Here is a 24,777-nt window from a genome sequence, read left to right as displayed (position 1 = left end):
GGCCGACAGGGGAGGGATCAGATCCGGTGGCACTCCTGGCACAGCACCTCGCGGGGCCGGATGAACAGCCCCTCGTCCTCCGCCTCGTGGGGGGCGTGGCATCCCGTGCACAGGTACTGTCCGCCGTCCGTGGGAAACCCTCGGGCCCCGGGGAACCGCTCCCCCCGGGCCACGTCCACGGTGTGGGCGTGGCCGGTCAGGTCGTGGCACCCCAGGCACAGGGCATTGCCGGGCCTGCGCAGCTGGTGCTCGGCATCCGCACGGTGGGGATCGTGGCACACCGTGCACCCCTGATCCAGGGCGGCGTGCCGCACGGGCTTTCCGGTCAGCACCTCGTGGCAGTCCAGGCAGGGGGCGTTGGCGTCGGCGCCCCGCAGGAACCCCGGCCGGGCTCCCCGATGGGGATCGTGGCACACCAGGCACCCCTCCTCCAGGGCCGGGTGCAGGGTCTGGGCCCCCTCGCGCGGGTCGTCGTGGCACTCCAGGCACAGCTCCGGCGGGGTCTTCGGGAGGAACCGGGGCGAGGTGCCGCCGTGGGGGGCCTCCTCGTGGCAGTTGGCGCAGTCCTCGGCCGCGGGCGGGTGGGCCGGTCGGCCGGAGGCCGGCGCCTGGACCGCGTGGCAGCCCAGGCACAGACCGGGGCGCGCCTCCTTCAACAGGGCTGCGGATGCGTCGCCGTGGGGGTCGTGGCACCCGGAGCACCGGTCCCGCGCCGGGGCGTGGACCCGGGGGAACCCTTCGGCCGGATCGTCGTGGCAGCCGAGGCACAGCTCCCGCTGGGGCTTCACCAGGTTCGCCCCCCCGAACCCGCTGTGGGGGCTGTGGCACACGAGGCACCCCTCCTCCAGGGCCGGGTGGGGATCCTCCACCCCCTCGGCCGGGTCGTCGTGACACTCCAGGCACAGGTCCGGCGGCTGCGAGGCCAGGTACCGGGGGCCGCCCCGGCCGTGGGGGTCGTGGCAGGCCGTGCAGGTGTCGGCCGCGGAATGGAGCGTGCGGCCCTCCGACAGGTCGGGCACGTCGTGGCACTCCTGGCAGGCCGCCCGCGGGGTGTCGCCCTTCAGGTACCCCGGCCGGAACCCCTGGTGGGGATCGTGGCACACGAGGCACCCCTCCTCGACCGCGGGATGGGGGCTCTCCAGCCCCTCGGTTGGGTCGTCGTGGCAGTCGAGGCACAGCTCCGGGGGTTGGGATGCCAGGAACGCCGGTCCCCGCCCGCCGTGGGCGCCGTGGCAATCGGTGCAGGTCTCGGCCGCGGGGTGACGCTCCCGGCCGGGTCCCAGCCGGGCCTCGTCGTGGCACCGGCCGCACACCTCGGGCTGGGGCCCCCGCAGGAACGCGGGCTCCGACGACATGTGGGGGTCGTGGCAGGCCGTGCACTCGCCCCCGGCCACCGGGTCGTGCTCCCTGGCCCCCGCCTCCCGCAGGTCTTTCTCGAACGAGTGGCACATGCGGCAGCGGGTAGCGGGGTTCTCGATCCGGATGCTCCGGTCCGCCCCGCCGCCGTGGCACACCGTGCACTTGCCCTTGGCCAGGGGGGGGTGGAGCCGACCCCGGACGAGCCGGTCCCCATCGGCGGCGTGGGCCGGATGGCAGCGCAGGCACGCCCCGGCCGGGATCGACAGCCCGCCGTGCAGGGCCCCCAGCTCCTCGTCCCCCTGGAGATCGTGACATTTGCCGCAGGAGACCCGGGCCTGCTCCACGCTGTCGTCGGCATGGGGATCGTGGCAGGCCTGGCACCCCTCCTGCAGCGCCGGGTGGACCGTCTCGCCCCGGTCGATCCCCTCGTGGCATTCGAGGCACCTGGGGCTGACCCCGTCTCCGAGCAGCCCCCGGTCGGTGCGGCCGTGGGGATCGTGGCACCGGGTGCACTCGGCCAGCGTGTCGCCGTGGCCCTGGTCCATGACCGTCTCGTGGCAGCCCAGGCACAGGTCCGGCAGCCCCGAGCGCAGGAGCCCGGGCTGATCGCCGTGGGGGTCGTGGCAGGTGGAGCAGGACCTCTCCTCCACCAGGGGCGGGTGAAGGCCCTCCGCGTCCCCCCCGCCCTGGTCGTGGCAGTCCTGACACAGCTCGGGCTGTGGCTTGTGGAGGTCGTTGGGGTACCCCGAGTAGTGGGAGTCGTGGCAGGCCGAGCACCCCTCCTCGGCCAGCACCGGATGGGAGGCGTCCGACACGGTCCGCTCGGGGTGGCACGACCGGCACAGCTCCGGCCCGGGCCTGCGGAGCAGCTTGGGGTCCAGGGAGGCGTGGGGCTCGTGGCACCGGCCGCACCGGGCCACGGCCTTCCGGAAATGGGGGGTGTCCGTGGCGGGCCCCTGGTTGGCGGGGTTCACCGACACGACCACGTGGCAGGCCAGGCACACGCCGGGGTAGCCCCCCTCGAGCAGCTCCATGCTCAGCCGGTCGTGGCAGTCGGAGCATCGCGACACGTCGCCCGCGTGCACGCGCACCGGCCGGAACCCCTCGGGCGGCTCCCGGGACCCGTCGTCGTAGAACACCCGAAGCCGCCGATCCCCGATCTGGAACTCGTTGAGCCCGGGGTCCAGCAGCACGAAGATCTCGAACAGGTCGCCCCAGTCCGCCCGGGCGGAGTCCTCGAGCACGCCCGAGGCGCTCCGCACGGACCACGGGACCTGGCTGCCCCGGGGCGCCGCGCCCAGGATGAGCAGGGAGTCCTCTTTCACCACCGAGCCGTCCACAGGGGCGATGATGCTGACCTCCCCGGCCCCCACGGACCGGGGGAGGATCGCTGCGCCCAAGAGGCCCAGCCCCACCGCCAGGGCCCGGAGCTTTCCGATGGGACGGCGACGTGTGCCAGGGGAGGGGTGCATGGGTGTCGGACCTTCCGGATGCGCGGGCGACCGTTGGATCGACGCCCCGAACGGGTGGCCGGACGCCGCCGAAGGGTCTCCCGGGGGAGGGGCCGAAGCGGGGAGGCCTGCTGTGTGGCGGAAGGCCTCCCCCCCGAAACGGGACCGCCTCGCGCCGTCAAGAAACCGCTTGCGGTTCCGAAAAGAAAAGGATGCTGACTGTAGCATCGAAACCGACCGCTCGCAACGACCGTTGCCGGGGGCATTTCGCCTGCTCGTGCGCGATAAGACTCAGCCCGGATGACCCCACGAAGACCAGCCCTCCGGCCGACTTCGGCCGGGAGGCACCTTGGACGCCCGGCACGGTTTGTGCTATCAGACCTCACCTTGGTCCTTGCCGATCCAACCCCTGGAGGAGGCCGTGGCATGGCTGGTTTGCGAAGGATCACCGTGACCCTCTTTCTGGCGGCCGCCGTGGTCGCCGTGCCAGCACGGGGGCACGCCGCCATCAAGGTCAGGAAACCCGTCCTGTTGGCCCCTGAGACCTCGCGCCCCCGGCCGGCGGTGCGCCCCCGGAAGGGCAAGGACGTGTTCATCGGAACGGTCATCTTCTCCCGGGGGGGGCCGGTGGTGGCCGAGATCCCGGGGGGGGCCAAGCCCCGGGAGTGGATGGTGGTGTTCGGCCAGGGGATGCGCAGGGTGGGCAAGGCCGTGATCGAGCGGGAGCTGGACAAGGGCGTGTATCTGCTCAAGCCGGCGGGGCGGTTCTCGGTGTCCCCCGGCGACCGGTTGGCCCGCGAGTCCGAACGCGAGGCCGCGGCCCGGGTGATCCGCACGAACCGCATCCCGGCCTACCTGGAGTTCCTCGGGTTCTTCCCCAAGAGCAAGTACCGGGCCCGGATCGCCCGGGAGGTGTTCCGGCTGAAGATGAAGGAGAGCTACCCCACGTTCCCGGGCACCACCCTGGAGGGCCGGCTGCGGCTGGCCGAGACCGTGGACCGGGACCTGCCCCTGGGCCAGGTGCTGATCAAGCTCGACCGGTTCGTGATCGCCCGCACCGACGACACCGGCCGGTTCCGGATCGAGGGGATCCCCAAGCTGCCGGTGGCCGTGAAACTGAACCTCGACATCAAGGACCCCCGGTTCCAGAAGGCCCGGGAGGTGAAGGTGGAGATCCCGGCCGACTCGTTCGCCGAGATCCAGGCGGACATCCCCATCCGGGTCACCCCCACCGTCCTGGTGGGCGAGGTCCGGGACGAGCGGGGGGCGCCGCTGGCGGGGATGGAGGTATGGACCTCGCCCTACACCATGGAGGTGCTGTCCGACGAGGCGGGGGCGTTCCGGATCTCCCGCAGGAAGGTGCTCACGCCCAAGGAGGGGGAGCCGGCCGACCGGCCGCTGTTCGGGGGGGACTACGAGGTGTTCGCGTACCGCAAGGGGTACTCGGTGGGCCGGGCCCGGGTGTCGGCCGAGAGCTACCGGGAGAACCGGGTGCCCCCGATCCGGGTGGAGCGGATCGATCTGGTGGGCGAGCCGGTTCCCGACCTGGACCTGGACCTGGCCCAACACCTGACGCTGGGCCCCGCCGAGGTGGTCCCCCAGGGGGCAGGCCCGCGCCTGAATCCATGAAGGTAGCCGTCGGCCGTTGGTCGTCGGTCTGGGGCCTCCGGCCCGCTGGGCGGCCAGGCGGCTCTCGAACCCGCCAAGTATCGAGAGCATGCTCTAGTTTCTAGTCTCTAGTCTCCGGTCTCTGCCCGGCCGGAAACAGACCCCACGCCCCGCCGCCGAAACGCGGGGTTGGGTTCGCAAGTTCCTTTTTCGAAAACAGGCCACCCAGTGGCCTACCGGCGCTGACGAGGAACCCCATGAAACGGATCTGGCTGCTGCTGTTGCTGGCCGTCGTCGCGTTCCCCCCCCTCTCGCCCCCCTGGGCGCGGGCCGTGGAGGGGGGCTCGCCCTCCGGCTCGGACGAGGTCCTCCGGAACCCGGCCACCTACCAGCAGGAGGCGGACGAGCCCGGGGTGCTGTCGATCCTGTCCCGGCCCGAGGGGGCCCGGGTGTTCGTGGACGGGGAGGAGAAGGGCACCACCCCCCTGTACGTGCGGAACCTGTCCGAGGGAGAGCACGAGGTGATCCTGTACCTGCCGGGCAAGGGCGCGTTCCGGCAGACCGTGGAGGGGCCCGGCGGCCGCATCTTCGTGGACCTGGACGAGGAGACCGGCATCGGGATCGGGCTCGTGTCCGTGACCACCGACCCGGCCGACGCCCGGGTGGAGGTGGACGGCAAGCCCGTGGGCCTGGCCCCCCTGGAGATCCCCCTGAAGGCCGGCCGCCACGTGATCCGGGCGGCCAAGCAGGGGTTCCAGCCCGCCGAGGCCGCCGTGGAGGTGAGCGCCGGCGCAGCCGCCCAGGAGGTCGCGCTCACGTTGGCCCCGGAGGACGGGGCGCTCCTCGTGGTATCCAGCCCGGAGGGCGGACGGGTGTTCGTGGACGACGAGCCCCGGGGCACGGCCCAGGGCCCCCTGCGGGTGGACCCGGTGACGCCCGGGGTGCACCGGGTCCGGGTGGAGCTCGAGGGCTACCGCCCCTGGGAGCGCGGGGACGTGGTGGTGGGCAACGGCCGCACCACCACCGTGATCGCGGCCCTCATGCCCGTGCGCAACGACAGCTCGGTGCGGCTCTACACCGACCCCCCGGGCGCCCGGGTGTGGCTGGACGGAAAGGAGATCGGCCAAGCCGACGAGAACGGCCTGGGGTTCCGGGCGACCAAGGGGCTCCACCGGCTCCGGCTGGCCTTCGACCCGGCCGAGCGGCCCGGGTACACGCCCCTGGAGGTCACGGTGCAGTTCCGGGACGACGTGGAGGACTTCCGGGACCGCCCCCTTCGCATCCCGCCGGTGGACGAGAACTACGCCAACGCCCAGAAGCTGATCGAGCGGGGGCAGATCGAGGAGGCCCTGGGGTTCCTGGGACGGGTGCCGCCGGACCACCCCAGCTTCGCCCGGGCCCGGGCCCAGATGGTGGACCTGCTGGCCCGGGCGGGCCGCATCCGGGAGATCCCCCCGGTCCTGGCCGAGCTGGTGGCCCGGCCGGAGACGGGCCGGAACCCTGCCCTCAACCTGGCCCTGGGGTACTGGTGCTGGCAGGCCGCGCGGCAGGCCGACCCGGGGGAGGCCGTGGCCCTTCTGCGCCAGGGGGTCGAGGCCCTGGAACGGGCCGTGGCCACCCCGGAGCTCCTGCCGGCGGGCCGGCGTCAGCCGCTCCTTCTGAAAGCCTACTACTACCTGGGGGTGACCAGTGAGCGTCTGTTCCAAGAGACCGGAGAGGCCCGGTTCATCCAGAAAGGGGCCCAGGCCTGGCAGGTGTTCTTCGCCCGCCTGGAGCAAGCCCCGGACGCCATGGCGCCGGAGTGGGTCGAACGGGCCCGGCGCCACCGCCAGAACCTTGAGTACCTGGCGACCAAGCTGGGCGGCTAGCCTGCTCCTTCTGGCCCTGGGGATCGCCTGCACCCAGGCCCCCGAGGGCCGGGCCGACCAGCCCCCCGGTCCCGACCCCGAGGTCCGGGCCTGCCAGGAGGGGTGGATGGGGCGGTATGCCCGGAAGGATCCGCAGATCGCCCGGCTCCTCTCCGCCGGGGACGGCTGGCGGGCCCTGCGGGACATGCGGCTGTACGACGCGATCCAGGTGTTTTCCGCCGCCCCCCCCGGCCCCGGCCTGGTGCGCACCTACCAGGCGTTCTCCGACCTGTACGGGGCCATGGACGACCTGTTCCTCGAGACGGAGCACCTGTACCTGAGCCGGGCCCCCTCCGGCGACCGGGCCCTCGTGGAGCGCAGGGGCTGGGTGGCCCTGCGGCGGGGGGACCTGGCCGAGGCCCGAGCCGTGTTCGGGGCCGAAGGGGGTCGACCCCGCAGCTACCCGGCGGCGCTGGCCCGAGCCGGCATCGCGTACTGGCAGGGGGACATGGATCGAGTCCGGGTGCTCGCCCGGCAGGCCCCCCCGCCCGAGACCGACACGGACAAGGTCCTGGGCCTGGTGGCCTGCTACCTGTGGGGCGTGCCGTGCCCCACGGGCGACCGCAGCCCCTACGGGCAGGCCCTGGACGCGTTCCGCCAGGGCGACCTGGCCAGCGGCGTGCTCGCCCTGGAGATGATCGACTTCAATCGGGTGGGCGACGGACCCGGCGCGGACCTGTTCCTGTACGAGCTCCTGCAGCGGGGGTTCGGCGGGCTGGCGGCCAACGGCGCGGGACAGATCCCCTCGCCCTACTGGGCGGGCCGGGGCTTCGAGGCCCAGGGCCGCTGGGACAAGGCCGCCGCGAGCTACGTGGCCGACCTGCCGGACGGATCCGGGCCGGCGCCGTGGCTGTTCAGCCCCGTGCACGGCGCGGCGGAGGCCGCGGAGGTGGGCCGGGTCCGGGCCGGCGCGGCCCTGTTCCGGGCGGGCCGGCGGGCCGAGGGCCTGGCCCTGTGGCGGAAGGTGGCCGGCGGCGACCCCACCCCCCTGACCCTGGCCGTGCTGGCCGGGTTCCAGGCCGAGCTCGGGCTGTCGGAGCCGCTGGGAGACCCGGTGGAGTCGGCCCGGGCCGCGGTGCGGGCCGTGGAACGGCTGCCCGAACGCCTGCCGCCGGGCCCCGAGTCGGCCGCCGTGGCCGAGCTGTACGCCGTGCGCCGGGCCGAGGTGGCCCGGTGGGCCGCCCGGGCCCTGTGGGCCCGGGGCCTCGACACCGAGGCGCTCCAGGTGCTCGACGCGGCCCACCAGAAGGGCCAGGGGGCCCACCCGGACTTCCGCAATCCCCCGGCGTTCCTGGCCGACCTGGCCCGGGCCTACGCCCGGGCCGGGCAGTTCGCCCCGGCCGTGGCGATCCTGTTCGACCTGACCCGGGAGTACCCCTCGGCCCGCCTGGCCTACGAGAGCATGAAGCGCCTGTACGCGTCCCGGAGCGGTGGAGGGGTCCCGCCCCGGTGACCCCTTCGGGGTCGGCCCCGCCCACACCAAGGAGTCTCACACCCCATGATCCGCCACGTCATCGCCCTGTTCCTGCTGGTGGTCGGCCCGGCCGCGAACGCCTCGGCCGGGCTGCGGTACGCCGAGAGCACCCCCCCGTCTACCCTGAACCCCCTGCTGGCCCGGGACATGCCCAGCGTGCGGGCGTCGGAGCTGGTGTACGAGGGGCTCATCACCCCCCCCGACGCGGGGGAGGTGCGCCCCCTGCTGGCCGAGCGGTGGGAGGTGGACCCCGACGGCCGCACCGTGACGTTCTACCTGAAGCGGGGGGTCCGGTGGCACGACGGCAGGCCGTTCACGGCCCGGGACGTGGTGTTCACGGTGGAGGCCGGCCGGGACCCGGCGAACGCCTCTCCCCTGCGCAGCCAGTTCGCGGCCTTCGAGTCGGTGGAGGCCCTCGACGACCACACCGTGCGGTTCCGGCTGGCCCACCCCTCGGCCAACCCCATCCTCCTGTTCGACTTCCGGATCCTCCCGGCCCACCGGTTCCCCGAGGGCAGGCTCGCCGGCGGAGACCCCTCGGCCGTGGGCACCGGCCCGTTCCGGTTCCGCGAGTGGGCGCCCTCGGGGGAGATCCGGTTCGAGGCCAACCCCGACTACCACCGGCCGGGCCAGCCGGGCATCCGGGAGGTGGAGGCCTCGCCGGTGCCCGACGACAACATCCGCAACGAGCTGCTGCGTTACGGCGCCGTGGACCTGGTCCCCCGGGTCCGGCCCCGGGACATCCCGGTGCTCGAGGAGCTCTCGGGCATCCGCCTGTACCCCTACAGCACCCTCTCTTACGCATTCGTGGGCATCAACTTCCGCAACCCCCTGCTGCGGGACCTGCGGGTCCGCCGGGCCCTGGCCCGGGGCATCGACCGGGAGGCCATGCTCAAGGCCCACTACGGGGGCCGGGGGGTCGTGATCTCCGGGCCGTTCCCGCCGGCCTCGTGGGCGTACAACTTCGACGTCAAACCCTGGCCCCACGAGCCCGACGCCGCCGCCCGCCTGCTGGACGAGGCAGGGCTCGTCGACTCCGACGGGGACGGCATCCGCGAGAAGGACGGAAAGCCCGTGCGGTTTCGGCTCGTGTCCCTGGCGGCCAGCGAGGCCCAGAAGGCCGTGGTGCTGGACCTGCAGCAGCAACTGAAGGGCCTGGGCATCGGGATCGAGGTGAAGTTCCTGGAGCCGTCGGCCTGGCGCAAGGCGGTGTTCCAAGACCACGACTTCGACCTGGTGCTGGCCGAGTGGACCTTCGACCACAGCGTGAACATCTACTCCCTGTTCCACTCGGCCGAGGCCGGGCCGGGCCGCAACAACCTGGGCGCCTACGCGAACCCCGAGGTGGACCGGCTGTTGGACGAGACCCGGGAGGTCACCAACTCGGAGGCGCTGCGGGCGGCCTACGGCGAGCTCCACCGCATCCTCCACGACGACCTGCCGTACCTGTTCCTGTGGAGCCTCAACCGGTACGCGGCCGTGTCCACCCGGATCGACAACGTCCGGCTCCACCCCTTCTACTTCTTCTCCTACGTGGGGTCCTGGAAGGAACGGTGACCCCGCGGCCGGCCCTCTCCCTGGCCTGGTGGACCCTGCGCCAGACGGCCGGCGCGCTCCTGGTCCTGTTGGGCACCAGCGCGGCCCTCTACGCCGTGGTGCGCCTGGCTCCCCACGCCGGGCCGGCCGGCCGGGTGGTGGCCGCCGCTCCGGCCGGGACCGTGCCGGCCGAGGGCCTGCCCGGGTACACGGAGTGGCTCGCCGGGGTGGTCCGGGGCGACCTGGGCCGGTCCACGGCGGTGCAGCAGGGTCGGCCCGTGTCCGACCTGGTCTTTGCCGGGCTGCGCCGCTCCCTGGGGCTGGCGGCCGCCGGCCTGGCCCTCTCCTCCCTCCTCTCGGCCGGGCTCACCCTGATCCGCTCCCGCTGGTCCGATCCGGGCCCGGCGTCCGCCCTGTCGGCCGCCGCCCACCTGGTGTCGGCCGTTCCCGTGTTCCTGCTGGCGTACCTGACCACCCTGGCCGAAAACCGGCTCGTGGGGGCCGGGATCCGGGCGGGCTGGTGGGACCGGCCCGGTTGGTTCCCGTTTCCGAGCCGGGACGACTGGGTGCCGTGGCTCGTGGCCGCCCTGATCCTGGCGGTGGGCGACGGCCTGCTGGCGGACCTGTTCCGCCGGACCCAGGCCGAGTGGAGGGCGGCCTGCGCCGTGGAGCACCGCACCGGCGCGCGGCTGCTCGGCATCCCCGACTGGGAGGTGCGGGTGCGCGAGGCCCTGCCCGGCCTGGCGGCCCACCTGTCCCGGCGGGTGTCGTTCGTGCTGGGCTCCACCGTCGTCCTCGAGGCGGCCCTGGGGTGGCCGGGCCTGGGCTACCTGGCGTGGCGCGCCGCGGCCCAGCGGGACCTGCCGCTCCTGCTGGGCGCTGCCGTGCTCATGGCCGCGGTGGTGCGGGCGGCCGGGCTGCTGGCCGAGCTGGTGCGGCGCTGGGCCGACCCCCGCACCGGCGGGGAGGCCGCGTGATGGGACGGCTGACGCGGTTCCCCCGGGGCGGCCCTGCCGCGGCCCGCCTGGCCCTGGCGGCCGGAGCGGCGTGCCTGGCCCCCACCGTGCTGGGGGCCGCCCTGGGGCTGCTGGGCTGGCTCCCCCACGACCCTACCGCCTTCGTGGCCCCGGCCCACGCCCCGCCCGGCCCGGACCTGTGGCTCGGGGCCGACGCCCTCGGCCGCGACCTGGCGGCCCGGCTCGCCTCGGCCGCGGCCCGGTTCGCCGGTCCGGCCCTCCTGGCCGTGGCCGTGGGAGCGCTCGTCGGCGTGGCCCTCGGCCTGGCCGAGGGGCTCCTGCCCGGGCCGGTGGCCGCCCTGGCCACCGGTCTCGCCCAGGCGGTGGACGGGGTCCCCAAGCTGGTCACGGTGCTCCTGGTGGCCGCGGTGACCCAGAGCGACCTGGGCTGGATCATGGCGGCCGTGGGGGTGTCGTTCGCACCCCAGGTGGCCGAGCCGATCCGGTCGAGCATCGAGAGGCTTCGTTCCCTGGCGTTCATCGAGGCGGCCCGGAGCCTGGGCGTGGGGCCGGGCCGGATCGTGTTCGTGCACATCCTCTGGGGCCACGCCCGCCGGGTGCTGTTGGCCCAGGCCACCAGCCTGCTGTCGTTCGCCGTGCTGGCCGAGGCCAGCCTTTCGTACCTGGGGGGCGAGCTGGGGGTGCAGGAGCCGGCCGCGAGCTGGGGCAACATGCTCGCCCTGGCCCGCGACGGCGTGTTCCGGGGCCACTGGCTCCCGGCGCTGGCGCCCGCGGTCATGCTGTCGCTGACCCTGCTGGGCCTCAACCTCCTGGGCCGGGGGCTCTTGGAGGCCGTGGAGGAACCCCGGTGAGCGCCCCCGTGCTGCTGGGGATCCGGGGCCTGGTCGTGGCCCTGGAGGCCGGCCGGTCGATGCGCCGGGTGCTCGACCGGGTCCACATCGAGGTGCGGGCCGGGGAGCCGTTCGGCCTGCTGGGCGAGTCGGGCTCGGGAAAGACCCTCCTGCTCCACTCGGTGCTCGGGCTGTCCGAGGGGGTGCCCGGGGTGGTGGCCGGCGCGGCCCGGGTCCTGCACCTGGACCTGTTCGCCGGCCTCGATCGGTTGGTGGCATGGTCCTCCGAATCCCCCGACCGGGCGGCCAAGGACGTGCGCACCTGGAACCGCCGGCTGCGGCGGCGGGTGGCCTCGGTGCTGGGCCGGGAGGTGACCCTGGTGCCCCAGGACCCGGCCACGGCGTTCCCCCCCTACGCCACGGTGGCCGACCTCCTCGTGCGGGCGGTCCGGCGCAGGGACCCGGGCCTGACCCGGGCCGAGGCCCTGGAGGCGGGGCTCGAGCACCTGGCCCGGGTGGGCATGTACCGCACCCGCGAGGTGGCCCGGCAGCACCCTTACGAGCTTTCGGGCGGCATGGCCCAGAGGGTCGCCCTGGCCCTGGCCCTGGCCCCTGGCCCGCACCTGCTGGTGGCCGACGAGCCCACCACCGGCCTGGACGCCACTCTGCGGGTGCGGGTGCTCCACCTGCTCGCCCGGGCCCGGCAGGCCGGGGGCACCACCCTGCTGCTGATCACCCACGACACCGAGGCGGCCCGCCTGCTGTGCCAGAGGGTGGCCGTGCTGTGCGGGGGGCGGGTGGTGGAGAACGGGCCGGCAGGCAGGGTCCTCGATCCGGACGGTACGCCAAAGCACCCGTACACCCGCATGCTGCTGGAGGCCGAGCAGGTGCTGGCGGGCCGGAAGGCTCCGCCGTCGGCCCGCCCCGGGGCCGGCCCGGCCGGCGCCTGCCCCTACGCGGACCGGTGCGGCCGCTCTCGCAGCCGGTGCCGGGCCGAGGCGCCGCCCTGGGTCCGGGTCGGCCCCGATCACGGCATCGCCTGCTGGGGGGTGGCGGGGTGAGCGGCGTGCGGGTGGAGGTGAGCGGCCTCCACAAGACGTTCCGGCCGCACCGGACCGCCCTGGGCCGCGCCCGGCCGGTCCCGGCCGTGCGGGGGGTGTCGTTCGCCCTGGAGGCGGGCGAGTTCGCCGCCCTGGTGGGGGAGTCCGGGTCGGGCAAGACCACCCTCGGCCGGTGTCTGCTGGGGCTGACCCGGTTCGAGCGGGGGCGGGTCCGGGTGGGGGAGTACGATCCGTCCCGGCTGGGTTGGGGCCGCCGGGCCGAGTTCGCCCGCACGGCCCAGATGGTGTTCCAGAACCCCTACGCCACCCTGAACCCCGCGTTCCGGGTGCGGTTCCTCCTGGCCGAGGCCGTGCGGCTCCACCGGCGCCTGCCCCGGTCCGCCGTGCGGGCCGAGGTGGCGCGGCTGGCCGAGACGGTCCACCTGCCCCCCGAACGCCTCGACGCCTTCCCGCCCGAGCTGTCGGGCGGGGAGCGCCGGCGCGTGGCGTTTGCCCGAGCCCTGGCCACCCGCCCCCGGTTCGTGGTGGCCGACGAGCCCGTGGCCGGGCTGGACCCCCCGATCCAGGAGCAGATGGTGGCCCTGCTGCGCCGGATCCACCGGCGCAGGGGCCTGACCGTGCTCCTGGTGACCCACGACCTCAGGGTGGTGCGCACCCTGGTCGGCCGGGTGCTCGTGCTGTTCCGGGGCCGGCTGGTCGAGGACGCCCCGGCCCGGGTGTTCTTCGGCTGCGGCGCCCTGCACCCGTACTCCCGGGAGCTCCTGGAGAGCGCCTTCGGCGTGGCCGAGGCCGTCGCAGGCCCGTCCCGGCCGTTCTCCGAGCCCCCCGTGTCCGGATGCCCCTTCTCCAGCCGGTGCGTCGAGGCCCTCGCGGAACCCGACGGACCGTGTGCTAGAATGACCCCGGCCCTTCGGGCGGTGGGCCCGGCCCACCGCGTGGCTTGTCACCGCAGAACCTCCGGGAGCGAGACCCCACGGTGAGACAGACCCAGCGATCGTCGCTCGCCCGGCCGGCCGGGATCGGCCTCTGGGCGGGACTCCTGGTGCTCCTGGCCCTGCCGGCCTGGGGGGGCTACACCGCCGCCCTCGACCAGGCCCTGTTCTACCTGAGCCGCGGCAGCACCTACGGTGCGGACGCGGTGCGAAGCCTGCGGAAGGCCGAGGCCGAGGACCCCACCCGGGCCTGGTCCGACCCCCGCTGGCTCGAGGCGGCGGCCCGCGCCTACGTCCAGACCGGCCGCCACACCGAGGCCTACTGGGCCCTGGAGCGCCTGGAGGCGCAGGGAGCCCTGGGGCCCGAGGCGGCGGCCCTGCGCGAGCACCTGCTCGAGGCCTCCGGCCTCGGCCGGGTGCGAATGCTGAGCGCGGTGCCCCTGGAGCGGGTCCGGCTCCGGATGACCCCCCTGGACCCCGCCGCCCTGGACCCGGCGGGCCGCCGGGCCGTGGAGCGGTTGTCCGAGCTGTTCGACCGGGGCCTGGGGGTGGGGCCCGACGGCACCGTGCTGTTGGTGCCCGAGGGCCGGTTCCGGGTCGTCTTCGACCCGGCCACGCCCCTGGAGGCCCCCAAGGACGCGGTGGACCTGGAGGTGTGGGCCGGCGACGAGGTGGACCTTCGGCTCGTGCCCCGCTATCCTCGGCCGGCCTCCTGGCGGGTGGCGCCGGGCGCGCGCACCGTGGACCTGGCCTGGCCCCCTTTGGAGGGCATGACCTACCGCCTGGTGCGGGAGGCCCCGGACGGCCCCGTGGTCGTGTGCGAAGGGACCGAGCCCTCGTGCCGGGACCAGGGCCTGGCGGTGGGGGTGGACGCCGCCTACCGGCTCGAGGTGCGCGCCGCCGACGGGGCCCTGGCCGCAGTGGGCCGGGTGACGGCCCGCACCCTGGCCCCGGTGGACCGGGCCGCGGCCGAGGCCCAGGTCCAGGACGACCTGCGGGTGGCGGTGGCGTGGGTGCTGGGCGACGGAGCCGTGGACGAGGTGCGGGTGGTGCGGGAAGACGCCGAAGGCGACCGGGTCGTCCTGCGGCGCCGCAGCCCGGAGCCCCTGCGGGAGGGCCAGACCGTGGACGGGCCGTTTCTTCCCGAGGCCCGGCCCCGTCCGGTGAGCTACCGGATCGAGGCCTGGGTGGCCGGGGCCGAGGCCCCGTCCGCCGCGGTTCGGGCCGAGGTGGAGATCCCGGCCCGGGTGGAGCGGGTCGTCCAGGTGGCCGAGTCGGTGGACCGAGGCCTGGTGGTGGTGTACTGGGAGACCCTCCCCAGGGAGGCGGCGGCCCAGGGCTACCGCATCTACCGCCAGCGGGGCCGGGGAACCCTGGGGGAGCTCGTGGGCGAGACCACCGACGCGTTCGCCCGGGAGTTCTCCTACGAGGTGGCCGACCCCCTCGAGGCGTCCCAGTGGCGCCACTTTGTGATCCCCGTCGTGGGGGACCGGTGGATCCTGGATCCGGAGTGGATCCGGGCCACCGGCGAGGAACCCGACCAACGGTTCGAGAAGCGCCGCCGGATGGGCCAGGCCCTCCCGGACCTGGCCCTTTCCTGGGACCCCTACCGGGGGGCACGGCTGTACGCCGTGGTCGTGGGGGAGAAGGAGGTGCTCGTGAAACGGCCCTACGTGGAGGTGGACGGGCTGCAGACCCCGCTTCTGGCCACCCGCCACCTCGTGCGCGTGTACGCCGTGGGCGCGGGGGGCGAGCGCGTACCCCTGCTGACCCTGGACCTCTCCTACCAGGCCTATCCGCGCCCCGACAACCGGGGGTCCCGACCGTGACCCGGCGCCTCGCGGCCGCCCTGCTCGCGGCGGTGCTGCTGCCCGCCGGCGCCCGGGCTGGGTACCGGGTGGAGGCCGTGGCGCCCCTGCCCCTGCCGGGCCTGGACGGCAGGGGCCAGCCCGCGGCCCTTGCCGTGGACCCCCCGGGGGACCACCTGGGGTTCGAGTTCCTGGCGGCTGACGGGGACACCCTCGAGGTGTACCTGACCCGGCTTCGGGGGGCCGAGGCCCTGCCCGAAGGTGCGGCCCCGCCGAAACCCACCGTGCCCGCGGCCGGCCCCGACCCGTTCGCCCTCAAGCCCGAACGCCCCCTGAGCGAGGGGCTCAGCTTCGGCCCGCCGAAGCGGGGGCGGCCGCGGCTCGTGGTGGCCGCCACCCGGAAGGCCGCGGTTCGGGGCGCGGGGGTGGTGAACCTGGACGTGTTCCTGCGGGAGCCCGGCCGCCGCATCTTCCTGACCGAGCACCCGGAGAACGACGCCCAGCCCGCGTTCGCTCCGGACGGAACGGCGGTGGCGTTCACCTCGGGCCGGACCGGCCAGGGGGACCTGTACGTGTACCGGTTGCGGGGCGAGCCGGCCGGTCTGATGCGCCTGACGTTCGAGGCGGGCGGCTCCGAGCTGTACCCGGCCTGGTCTCCGGACGGGGACCGGCTTGCCTTCGTGGGGCATCTGGGCGCCTCGGACCACGTGTACGTGGTGGACCGGGTGGGGGCCCTGCTCGCGGTGACCGACGAGGCCTCGCGCCGGCTGCGGCTGCGGGAGCACCTGCGGGATCTCACGCCCGGGTGGACCGGAACGTGCCTCGCTCCCAGCTTCTCCCCCGACGGCCGGTGGGTGGCCTTCCTGTCCCGGCCCGCGGCGAGCAGGCCCGCCGACCTGTACGTGGTCCCGGCCGGGGGAGGCCCGGCCCGCCGGGTGTGCCGGCGGGTGCTGTCCGAGACCCGGGGCGGCCCCCGCTGGACCCCGGACTCCCGGGGCTTCGTGGTGGTGCTGGACGACGCCGACCGCATGAACCCGCTGGCCTGGGTGCCCCGGGACGGCAGCGCACCGCCCCGGGTGCTCCGCACCGGCACCGAGCTGAACGCCGACCCCTGGGTCACGGTGCGGGAGGGCGAGGTGATCGTATTCTTCACGGCCCAGGGCGCGGCCGGCCGGGTCGAAAAACGCTGGCGGCGGGTGTACGCCGCCCGGTTGAGGGAGGAGAGCCCGTGAGCCCTTTGGACGACACGGTGGCCCGATACGACCCGTTCGCGGCGCTGGAGGACATCGCCGTGCGCACCGGCCTGGACCTCAAGGACATCGCCCAGGTCCTGGAGGGAGAGCTGGACTACCTGGGCTGCCTCGGACTCCTGAACGGCGAGGTCATGGACGAGGCCACCCGCCGGGAGTTCGAGGAGCTGCGCCGGGAGAACGAGGACCTGCTCGACCGCAACCCCGACGGGTACGACATGGACGTGGCCGTCTCGTTCATCCAGAGGAACCGGGGCATCGAGCGGGACGTGATCCTCCGGGTGCTCCAGGCGAACATGGAGTTCATGGAGCGCCAGGGGCTGCTGGACGAGGAGTGGGAGGAGGACTGGACCTCGCCTCCCACCACCAAGCCCCGCCCCTGATCCCCCGCCGTCACGCCCCCACCACCCCCCGGCGGCCAGACGGGCGCCCCGGGTCTGGGGGGTCCGGGGCACGGGGCCCTGCTTCCGGCCCCTAGACCCTTCAGGAGTGTTCCCGCAGTGCGGGGTGGGGGCCTGGCTCCGGCCGGGCGCGAGTGCGGCATCCGATCGCCGCGCCTTCTCATGCCGTCGTCTACCCGTCGGTCCGGGCGACGATAGCGGAACCCCTGGGATCTGTTGGCGATCCGGACATTCGGGGGCGCGGCGAGCTAAGGGGCCGCACCCGGCACTCCGCCAGACCCCCACCCCGCACCCCTTAGCCCGCCCTCACGCCTCCCGCCCCACCCCCAGGGCCGCGAGCTCCGCCTCCACCAGGCGGCTCCACCCCCGGTTGGCCCGGGGGCTGGCCGGGCTCGGGTGGCTGATCCGGCCGATCCGCACGCCGGTGCCGGCCAGGGCCGCCCGGGCCCGGGCCTCGGCGAACGCCCCGACTCCCACCACCAGCCGCGGCCGGAGCAGCGCCACCGTATCCCGCAGGGCCCGATCGCAGGCCGCGAACAGGGCCTTGCGCTCGGCCGCGGGCAGCTTGTCGGGGGTGCGGTTCCGCCCGGTCTCCTCCAGGAACACGAGGGGGCAGTAGTTGGCCACGAAGAACCGGGCGAAGAACCGCTCGGGCGTGCCGAACCGCTCCTCGGCCCACCCCCACAGCCGCGCCCCGCTCACCTCCTCGCGGGGGCACCCGAACCCCAGTACGGGCCGCTTGGGGTGCTGGCGGGGGGGCGTGCCCACCGGCGCCTCGATGCCCAGCCACCCCCGCACCCGGCCCACGGCCCCGAACGGCACCCCAGTCTGGGCCATGCCGAACGGGCCGGGGTTCATGCCCAGGAGCACCACCTCCTTGGGCGGGGCGCCGTAGAGCTCCCAGTAGAGGTCGTAGGGGGCCCTGGCGTACTCCAGGGGGTTGTACACGTAGGCCACCGGTGGGGAGAACCGCAGGGCGGCCACGCTGGCCGCGAGCCGGTCGGTGATGTCGCGGTGGGTCACGGAGGGCTCCTCGGGGGGAACTTCGGTCGTCGGTCGGACGGTCCTCGGTCCTCGGTCGGGGGTCCAACGGGGCGCTGCAGGGGGCCTCCTTCTTCCTCCCGGTCCACGGCCGCCTCCGTCACGATCCCGAGCAGGGCGGCCCCGTACCGGGCCAGCTTGGCCCGGCCCAGCCCGGGCACGGCCGCCAGCTCCTCAAGGGTCCGGGGGCGGGCCCGGGCCACCTCCCGGAGGGTGGCGTCGTGGAAGATCACGTAGGGGGGCACGCCCTGGGCCCGGGCCGTCTCCAGGCGCCAGGCCCGCAGCCGCTGGAACAGGGCCTCGTCCGCTCCCCCGAGCTCGGCCGCAGGGACCTGCGTTCGGGCCGTCCTCCGGCCGGCGGGGTCGCGCCGCAGCCGCACCCGCTCCTCGCCCCGGAGCACCGGCCGGGCCCGGGGCGTGAGCCGCAGGGCCCCGTGGCCGTCGGGGTCGGCCTGGATCATGCCGGCCGCGGCCAGCTGCCGGAACACGCTGCGCCAGGTGCGGGCGTCCAGGTCCTCCCCGATCCCGAAGGTGCTGACCCGGTGGTGCCCCCACCCCCGCACCTTGGGGGTGTCGCGGCCCCGCAGCACGTCCACCAGGTGGCCCACCCCGAACCGCTGCCCGGTCCGGAACACACACGAGAGGGCCTTCTGGGCCTCCACCGTGGCGTCCCACGTCTCCACCGGCTCCAAGCAGGTGTCGCAGTTGCCGCAGTCCGCGGCGAGGCGCTCGCCGAAGTACCCCAACAGCACCCGGCGCCGGCACTCGGCGGTCTCGCAGTACCCGAACAGGGCCTCGAGCTTGCGGCGCTCCACCCGGCGGTGGGCCTCGTCCGCGCCGGAGCCCTCCAGCAGCCACGCCAGGGCCGCGATGTCTCCCATGCCGTAGGCCATCCAGGCCTCGGCCGGCAGCCCGTCCCGACCGGCCCGGCCCGTCTCCTGGTAGTACGCCTCCAGGCTCTTCGGGGGGTCCAGGTGGGCCACGAACCGCACGTCGGGCTTGTCGATGCCCATGCCGAACGCCACGGTGGCCACCACGATCACCCCCTCGTCCCGCAGGAACCGTTCCTGGTGGGCGTGGCGCACGGCAGGGTCCAGGCCTGCGTGGTAGGGCAGGGCATCCCACCCCTGCTCCCGCAGCCAGGCGGCCGTTGCCTCGACCCGCTTTCTCGACAGGCAGTACACGATGCCGGCCTCGCCCCGGTGCCCCTCCAGGAACCGGGCCAGCTGCTGCCTCGGCCGCTCCTTGTACACCACCCGGTACCGGATGTTGGGCCGGTCGAACCCGGAGACGAACACTCGGGCCCGGCCCAGCGCCAGCCTTTCGACGATGTCGGAGCGGGTGGGCGCGTCGGCCGTGGCGGTGAGGGCCATTCTCGGAACCCCGGGAAACCGCTCGGCCAGGATCGACAGCCCCAGGTAGTCGGGCCGGAAGTCGTGCCCCCACTGGCTCACGCAGTGGGCCTCGTCGATGGCAAAGAGCGCCACCCGCACCCGGGACAGCAGCTCCAGGAACCGGGGCGTCAGGCACCGCTCGGGCGCCACGTACACCAGGTCCAGCTCCCCCCGGGCCAGGGCCTCCTCCACCCGCCGGGCCTCGGCCGGATCCAGGGACGAGTTGAGCGCAGCGGCCCGCACCCCGAGCTGGACCAGGGCGTCCACCTGGTCTTTCATCAGGGCGATCAGGGGCGACACCACCACCCCCACCCCCGGCCGGGCCAGGGCCGGGATCTGGTAGCACAGGCTCTTGCCCGCGCCGGTGGGCATGACCACCAGGGCGTCGCCCCCCTCCACCACGTGGCCCACCACGGCCTCCTGCTGCCCGCGGAACCCGGGGTAGCCGAACACCTGCCGCAGGATCTCGAAGGGGTTAGGGGTGGGGGGCGATCCGGTTCCCAAGGGGGTCCTCCCGGTAAGTTCCGCTAGTTTCTAGTCTCTGCCCCCGGCACTCACGCACGGCCGAAAAACACGCCCCCCCGCGGATGCCGCATGGGCCCTACGGGCCGCAGTTCCTGTCTCGCAAACGGACCGCCCCGCGGCCTGCCGAAGCTGAATCCTGGCACCTGTCATCGGGCATGGCACAGGGCGCACATGTCCCGGCTGGGCAGCCGGGTCTTGTGCCGGTCGTCCTTGGCCGAGAAGTGGGCGTTGTGGCAGGTGGTGCAGGTCAGGGTTCCGTCCCGCGCCAGGGGGAACTCGATCGACCGCTCCCGACCCGCCGCCTCGAGCCGCTCGCGCATCGGGGGGGGCGGGGTCTTGCCCATGTGGCTCACGTCCTGGTCCGACAGGTCCTCGTGGCACCGCAGGCAGATCATCTTGACCTGGCTCACGAAATACAGGTCCTCGGCCCGCTCCAACCCCTTGACCGGCGGCCGGTCGTGGCAGAACACGCACCCCTCCTGGGAGTCGCCCACGGTCTTGCGGTGGGGATCCGTGGCCGCGAACCTCTCCTTCTCGTGGCAACCCCAACACAGGTCCAACCGGAACCGCTTCGGGTCGTACCGCCGCACCCCCATGCGCTGGGCGCCGGTGTCGCAGTGGTTCGTGTGGCAGGTGGTGCAGGTGGTCCTCCCCTGGGGGTCCAAGGGCAGCGGCCCGGCCCGCTCCAGCCGGGCCGCCATGTCCGGCGGCAGCGGCACCCCCACCGGGTGGTGGCTCCGGGCCGACACGTGGCACGACACGCACAGGAGGATCGTGTCCCCCTGGAACCGCAGGTCGTGGCGCTCCGGTGTGATCCGCTCGGGCGCCGGCTCGACGTGACACGCCCGGCACGCATACCTGTCGTCCCGGTGGGGGTCGTCCTGCAGGCCCCGCTCGAACCTCAGGCCGTAGGCCTCCCGCAGGTAATGGGTGAACCGGCTCGATCCGTGGGGGTCGTGGCACGTGACGCAGGTGATCCCGCCCCCGGGCCCCCGGGGCAGCTCGTCCGGCAGGTCGAGCACGGGGTCGATGTTGCGGGGGTGGTTCCTGGCCCGCACGTCGTGGCAGAAGTCGCACAGCCGGTTCGCTGCGGCCCGGGCCTCGGGCCGGCCCCCCGCCAGCACCGAGTCCACCCGGACCGAGGCGTGGCAGAAGGCACACCGGTTCTCCCCGGCATCGGCCCGGTGGGGGTTGGTGCGGGCCAGGCCCTCGCCGTGGCACAGGGCGCAGAAGTCCGACAGCCTGCGGACCCCGGGGCGCCCGAACCCCCGCAGGGCGTGGGGCCCTGCGGGGCCGTGGAGCCGGTGACACGACCGGCACGTCACCCGCCCACCCTCCAGGGGGAACTCCGAGGGGAGGGGGCGGGGCGGCACCATCCCGTCCGGATGCAGGTTCGCCCCCGGGCCGTGGCACCGGCCGCAGTCCACCGGCTCCGTCGGCTCGGCGCCGTGGCAATCCTCGCACACGGCCCCGTCGTGGGGCGGGGCCGGCGGCGGCAGCCCCCCTGCCGGCGCGCGGCCCGCCCACCCCAACACGATCACCGCCACCCCCATAACCCGGGCCAACACCCCCACGCGTATACCCCCCTTCAATAACTTCGGTCGTTGGTCGTCAGTCGTTGGTCTGGGGCCTTCGGCCCGCTAGGATGCTAGGACGATGGGAGGCTAGGAGGCTGGAAAACCTCACTGCTTTCCAAGCGTTCCAAGCATGACCACGCCCCTTTGGCGTCACCTCACGGTCTCGGGGGGCATGGGGTCTGGTGGAGCGCCGGGCGTGGCTCCTACAGTCGCTGCATCCGGTGCCCAGCCGATGCTCGCCTTCCCCAGGGACCCTGAAAACGTTCGCGCTGATCGATCCCCCATTGAACCTTTGTTGCAACCCGGGCTGGGCGCCGGATGCAGCGTGAGCCGGATACTGCACTCACGCACGGCCGGAACCAGGCCCCTTGCCCCCTCGCGGCAACGCCCCGGACCAACCCCCGGTGCCCGGCTCCGCAGGGGCCTGAGAGACTTCCCAGTAACGTCGGTCGTTGGTCTGGGGCCTTCGGCCCGCGCAGTCTCCCAGAGCTCACATGGGAAACTCGGCCACCGGCGTGGCCGTCCGGGCCGGCGGCGCCGCGGCCGCCGGGGGCTCCTCCCCGCCCTCCCGGCGTTCCAGGCGATCGATCTTCTCCACCACCTGTACGTAGCCGGGAAAGATCCTGAGGCACCGCCGGTAGGCGGCCACCGCCCCGGCCCGATCGCCCCGGGCCGCCAGCAGGTCGCCCACCAGATCGTTGAGCTCGAACGCCACCCGGGGCGGGGGATCCCCGGAGAGGGCCCGCCGGGCCTCGGCCAGGGCCTCGTCCGGTCGGTCCAGGTCCCGCAGGACCAATGCCTTCTGCAGCCGGGCCTCATGGAACCGGGGGGCGAGCCGCAGCAGCCGGTCCAGGTCGCCCAGGGCCAGGCTCAGCCGGCCCGCCCGCCGGTTCGCCATGGCGATGTCGAACAGCGACAGCCGGGTGAACACGCTGCGCAGGTTGAACCGGGCCGGGCCGAACTCCGGGTCGACCTTCAGGGCGCGCTCGAACGCCCGCACCGCCTCCCGGTAGTCGTTGCGGTAGTAGTGGGCCACGCCCAGGGTGTTCCACACCTCCTCCCGGGCCCAGTAGTCCGGCTTGGCCTCGAGGAACCCCTGCAGCACCTCCACCGCCCGATCATACTCCCCCCCACGCACCAGCAGGGTGCCCAGGAACAGGCGGGCCATCTGAAACGGGCTGTCGGGGGGCGTGCGGGGGTCCAGCCCCCGGATCACCCGGTCGTAGGCGTCCCGGCCCTCCTGGTAGTACAGGCCCGTGCGCTCGAACAAGGCCTGGCAGGTCTGGGCCAGGGCGAACGTCACTGCAAGGTTGTCGGGGGCGTCCCGGGCGGCGGACCGGAACGCCTCCAGCGCCCCCGCCAGATCCCCCCGCCGAAACGCCTCCACCCCCGTGCCGTAGGGGTCGGCCGCCATCGCCACGGCCGCCCACATTCCCGCGATGAGCCCCAACCACCGAGTCAACGCTCCGCCCCCTTCCCAGTAACTTCGGTCTACGGCCGTCGGTCGTCGGTCTCCTGGCCCCCAGGGCGCGTGGCTCCGACAGTCGCTGCATCCGGCACTCACAGCCACCGCGTGCCCGGTCGGCTTCGCTTCCCGGCCGCCTCGCCATGAGATCCGCTGAAACGCTTCGGCCTCCGGGCTGAGTGCCGGATGCAGCGTAAGTCGGATGCTGCACTCACGCACGGCCGGAAACAGGTCCCCCGCCGCCGCGGGAGGGCGTCCTGTTACGCCGCACGTTGCAGGGCCTCCCAGGGGCCTGCCGAGGCTTCCCAGTAACTTCGGTTGTCGGTCGTTGGTCGTCGGTCTGGGGCCTTCGGCCCGCTAGGCAGCTAGGCGGCCGGGCGGCTCTCGAACCGCGCCAAAGCCCAGGGGGGCATGGGTCTGCTGGAGCGCCCGCCTAACGGGCCAGGCTACCCGGAATTTCCCTAGTTTCTAGTCTCTGGCCGGCCGGAAGCAGGCCCCATGCCCCACCGCCGGCAACCGCCCCCGCCAGTTACCTTCCCCTGTTGCCCGGCCCCGCAGGGGCCGGGCCGGGTTGCCGTGAGGAGGGGGGGCAGTGTGCCATCCCTCGTCCGTGCCGCACAAGCGCACATCGTTTTGCGCTTGACCCGAGGGCCCGGATTGGTACCCTGAACCTTCCTGCGGAGCCCTGGAGAGGCCACCCATGCGCACCCACGAAGAAGTGTTGGAACGGGCCGTCTGCGCCGAGCACTGCCGGCTGTTCAAGCCCTGGGAGGAGCGGCAGAAGTGCGCCGCGTTCGCCTGGCTCCGGGACCGGGTCGCCCCCGGGTCACCGGCCTTCCGGGTGGTGGAGCGGCTCCGGGGCGCGCCCCTGCGCTGGCGCAACCAGCACGACGCCCTGCTGCTGCGGGCCGTGTGCATCCGGTGCGAGCTCTACCCCTACCGCTGCCCGCTCCGGCGACCCGACAAGCGGGAAGGGGCCTCCCCCTGCGGCGCCTTGCTGGTGATGGAGGCCCTGGTGGACCGCAGGGCGGTGCGGGGCGACGAGCTGTTCGCAGGGCCCCGCCCCGGCCTGGGAGGGTGCTGAGGTGGCCCTGGCCGAGGCCGAACCCGAGGCGGAGCTGGAGCGGGTCGTCCGGCACCTGCGGATCGGCACCGCCTGGGCCGGAAAGACCGTGTACGACGCCGTGCGCACGGCGTTTCCCGACCTGGACCCGCGCGAGGTGTTCCGCAAGGCCCGATCGGGCGAGATCCGGCGGAACGCCCGGCGCTGCCGGGCCCTGGACCGGCTGAACGCGGGGGACACCGTGTCGGTGGAGCTCGTGCGGCCGACCCGGCCTAGCGTCCCCCCGGCCGACCGGGAGCACGTGCAGGTGGACACGCCGGCGGGGCCGTTCCGGGTGGTGAGGGAGGACCCCCACCTGCTCGTGGTGTCGAAGCCGCCGGGATGCGCGAGCCACCCCGCCCTGGGCCACGCCGGCGATACCCTGATCGAGCGGGTCCGCGCCTACCTGGGCGTGACCCCGGCGGACCCGTTCCAGCCGGCCCTGGCCAACCGCCTGGACCTCGAGACCTCCGGGATCGTGCTGGTGGCCAAGACCCGCCCGGCCCAGCGCCGCCTGGGCCGGAACCTCCAGAGGGGCCGGATCGGGAAGGCGTACCTCACCCTCGTGGCCGGCTGGCCCGAGCCGGCCGAGGGGGAGATCCGGATCCCCCTGCCCCGCCACCCGGACTCCCGCGACCGGGGCCGGCACCCTCCGGGCCATGCCCGAACTCGGCCGGTGCTCCAGGAGGCCCTGACCCGGTACCGCACCCTGGCCCGGTACCCCCAGCCCCTGCAAGTGGTCTTGCTCGAGGTGGACCTGGTGACCGGCCGGACCCACCAGATCCGCCGCCATCTGGCCCTGGCCGGCCATCCCCTGGCCCTCGACCGGCGCTACGGCGACCCGGAGTTCAACGAGCACCTGCGAGCCGTGGCCGGCCTGGGCCGGATGTTCCTCCACGCCTATCGGGTGCGGCTCCGCCACCCCGCCGGGGGCGGCCCCCTTGACCTCACCGACCCCTTGCCCGAGGATCTGGTGGCCAGTCTGGCCGCGTTCGGCGGCCTCCCGTCCGGTGTGGACGGCCTGGCCGCCCTTCGGGCCACCTGATACCGCGTTGCGTTCAAACCGAGAACTCTCGTGG

At 74.3% G+C, this 24,777-nt stretch carries 18 protein-coding genes; 13 read left to right on the top strand and 5 right to left on the bottom strand.

All coding sequences use genetic code 11. The features are described from left to right. Nucleotides 1–17: 17 nt before the first annotated feature. Entirely contained in the window at nucleotides 18–2,831 is a 2,814-nt protein-coding gene (locus tag DEFCA_RS0114790) for a cytochrome c3 family protein (protein ID WP_025323787.1), read from the bottom strand. 405 nt (nucleotides 2,832–3,236) lie between these two features. On the opposite strand from DEFCA_RS0114790, the gene DEFCA_RS0114785 reads away from it, so the two are divergent. From DEFCA_RS0114785 to DEFCA_RS0114735, 11 genes are all read left to right on the top strand, one after another. Beyond that, complete coding sequence (locus tag DEFCA_RS0114785; RefSeq protein WP_025323786.1) at nucleotides 3,237–4,439, top strand: carboxypeptidase-like regulatory domain-containing protein; 1,203 nt, start codon at nucleotides 3,237–3,239, stop codon at nucleotides 4,437–4,439. 236 nt (nucleotides 4,440–4,675) lie between these two features. Beyond that, entirely contained in the window at nucleotides 4,676–6,286 is a 1,611-nt protein-coding gene (locus DEFCA_RS24340; RefSeq protein ID WP_025323785.1) for a PEGA domain-containing protein, read from the top strand. Further along, nucleotides 6,255–7,778 carry a hypothetical protein gene (locus tag DEFCA_RS24335; RefSeq protein WP_025323784.1) on the top strand — a complete coding sequence of 508 codons (1,524 nt, stop codon included), beginning with the start codon at nucleotides 6,255–6,257 and terminating at the stop codon, nucleotides 7,776–7,778. Before DEFCA_RS24340 ends, DEFCA_RS24335 begins: the two co-directional genes overlap by 32 nt. A gap of 45 nt (nucleotides 7,779–7,823) precedes the next feature. Further along, on the top strand, nucleotides 7,824–9,356 hold the full coding sequence (locus tag DEFCA_RS0114770) for an ABC transporter substrate-binding protein (RefSeq protein ID WP_025323783.1): 1,533 nt from the start codon (nucleotides 7,824–7,826) through the stop codon (nucleotides 9,354–9,356). Further along, on the top strand, nucleotides 9,353–10,312 hold the full coding sequence (locus DEFCA_RS0114765) for an ABC transporter permease subunit (protein ID WP_025323782.1): 960 nt from the start codon (nucleotides 9,353–9,355) through the stop codon (nucleotides 10,310–10,312). Before DEFCA_RS0114770 ends, DEFCA_RS0114765 begins: the two co-directional genes overlap by 4 nt. Continuing rightward, on the top strand, nucleotides 10,312–11,163 hold the full coding sequence (locus DEFCA_RS0114760; protein WP_025323781.1) for an ABC transporter permease: 852 nt from the start codon (nucleotides 10,312–10,314) through the stop codon (nucleotides 11,161–11,163). Before DEFCA_RS0114765 ends, DEFCA_RS0114760 begins: the two co-directional genes overlap by 1 nt. Next, nucleotides 11,160–12,203 carry an oligopeptide/dipeptide ABC transporter ATP-binding protein gene (locus tag DEFCA_RS0114755; RefSeq protein ID WP_025323780.1) on the top strand — a complete coding sequence of 348 codons (1,044 nt, stop codon included), beginning with the start codon at nucleotides 11,160–11,162 and terminating at the stop codon, nucleotides 12,201–12,203. Before DEFCA_RS0114760 ends, DEFCA_RS0114755 begins: the two co-directional genes overlap by 4 nt. Beyond that, nucleotides 12,200–13,183, top strand: coding sequence for an ABC transporter ATP-binding protein (locus tag DEFCA_RS22625; protein WP_025323779.1), 984 nt, complete (start codon nucleotides 12,200–12,202; stop codon nucleotides 13,181–13,183). The genes DEFCA_RS0114755 and DEFCA_RS22625 overlap by 4 nt, the downstream gene beginning before the upstream one ends. Continuing rightward, the gene (locus DEFCA_RS22395) at nucleotides 13,180–14,964 is read left to right on the top strand and encodes a hypothetical protein (RefSeq protein ID WP_025323778.1); all 1,785 of its coding nucleotides are present in this window, start codon (nucleotides 13,180–13,182) and stop codon (nucleotides 14,962–14,964) included. Before DEFCA_RS22625 ends, DEFCA_RS22395 begins: the two co-directional genes overlap by 4 nt. After that, entirely contained in the window at nucleotides 14,961–16,175 is a 1,215-nt protein-coding gene (locus DEFCA_RS0114740) for a TolB family protein (RefSeq protein WP_025323777.1), read from the top strand. Before DEFCA_RS22395 ends, DEFCA_RS0114740 begins: the two co-directional genes overlap by 4 nt. After that, nucleotides 16,172–16,576 carry a hypothetical protein gene (locus DEFCA_RS0114735; RefSeq protein WP_025323776.1) on the top strand — a complete coding sequence of 135 codons (405 nt, stop codon included), beginning with the start codon at nucleotides 16,172–16,174 and terminating at the stop codon, nucleotides 16,574–16,576. Before DEFCA_RS0114740 ends, DEFCA_RS0114735 begins: the two co-directional genes overlap by 4 nt. Nucleotides 16,577–16,900: 324 nt before the next feature. On the opposite strand, the gene DEFCA_RS0114730 is transcribed toward DEFCA_RS0114735, so the two are convergent. From DEFCA_RS0114730 to DEFCA_RS0114715, 4 genes are all read right to left on the bottom strand, one after another. Then, entirely contained in the window at nucleotides 16,901–17,617 is a 717-nt protein-coding gene (locus DEFCA_RS0114730; protein WP_025323775.1) for a uracil-DNA glycosylase family protein, read from the bottom strand. Next, the gene (gene recQ / locus DEFCA_RS0114725) at nucleotides 17,614–19,533 is read right to left on the bottom strand and encodes a DNA helicase RecQ (RefSeq protein WP_025323774.1); all 1,920 of its coding nucleotides are present in this window, start codon (nucleotides 19,531–19,533) and stop codon (nucleotides 17,614–17,616) included. The genes DEFCA_RS0114730 and recQ overlap by 4 nt, the downstream gene beginning before the upstream one ends. Nucleotides 19,534–19,700: 167 nt before the next feature. Continuing rightward, nucleotides 19,701–21,128, bottom strand: coding sequence for a cytochrome c3 family protein (locus DEFCA_RS0114720; protein WP_025323773.1), 1,428 nt, complete (start codon nucleotides 21,126–21,128; stop codon nucleotides 19,701–19,703). Nucleotides 21,129–21,621: 493 nt separating this feature from the next. Then, on the bottom strand, nucleotides 21,622–22,593 hold the full coding sequence (locus DEFCA_RS0114715; protein WP_169709600.1) for a tetratricopeptide repeat protein: 972 nt from the start codon (nucleotides 22,591–22,593) through the stop codon (nucleotides 21,622–21,624). A gap of 703 nt (nucleotides 22,594–23,296) precedes the next feature. Here DEFCA_RS0114715 and DEFCA_RS0114710 point away from each other — a divergent pair. Together DEFCA_RS0114710 and DEFCA_RS0114705 are read left to right on the top strand one after the other, a co-directional pair. After that, entirely contained in the window at nucleotides 23,297–23,680 is a 384-nt protein-coding gene (locus DEFCA_RS0114710; protein WP_025323771.1) for a hypothetical protein, read from the top strand. A 1-nt stretch (nucleotide 23,681) separates the two neighbouring features. Beyond that, entirely contained in the window at nucleotides 23,682–24,743 is a 1,062-nt protein-coding gene (locus DEFCA_RS0114705) for an RluA family pseudouridine synthase (protein WP_025323770.1), read from the top strand. Nucleotides 24,744–24,777 lie beyond the last annotated feature (34 nt).

Source organism: Deferrisoma camini S3R1 (assembly GCF_000526155.1).
Taxonomy (GTDB): Bacteria; Desulfobacterota; Deferrisomatia; order Deferrisomatales; family Deferrisomataceae; genus Deferrisoma; species Deferrisoma camini.
Note: the sequence above shows the minus strand (reverse complement) of the source record. Positions and strands in the feature narration are given on the sequence as shown.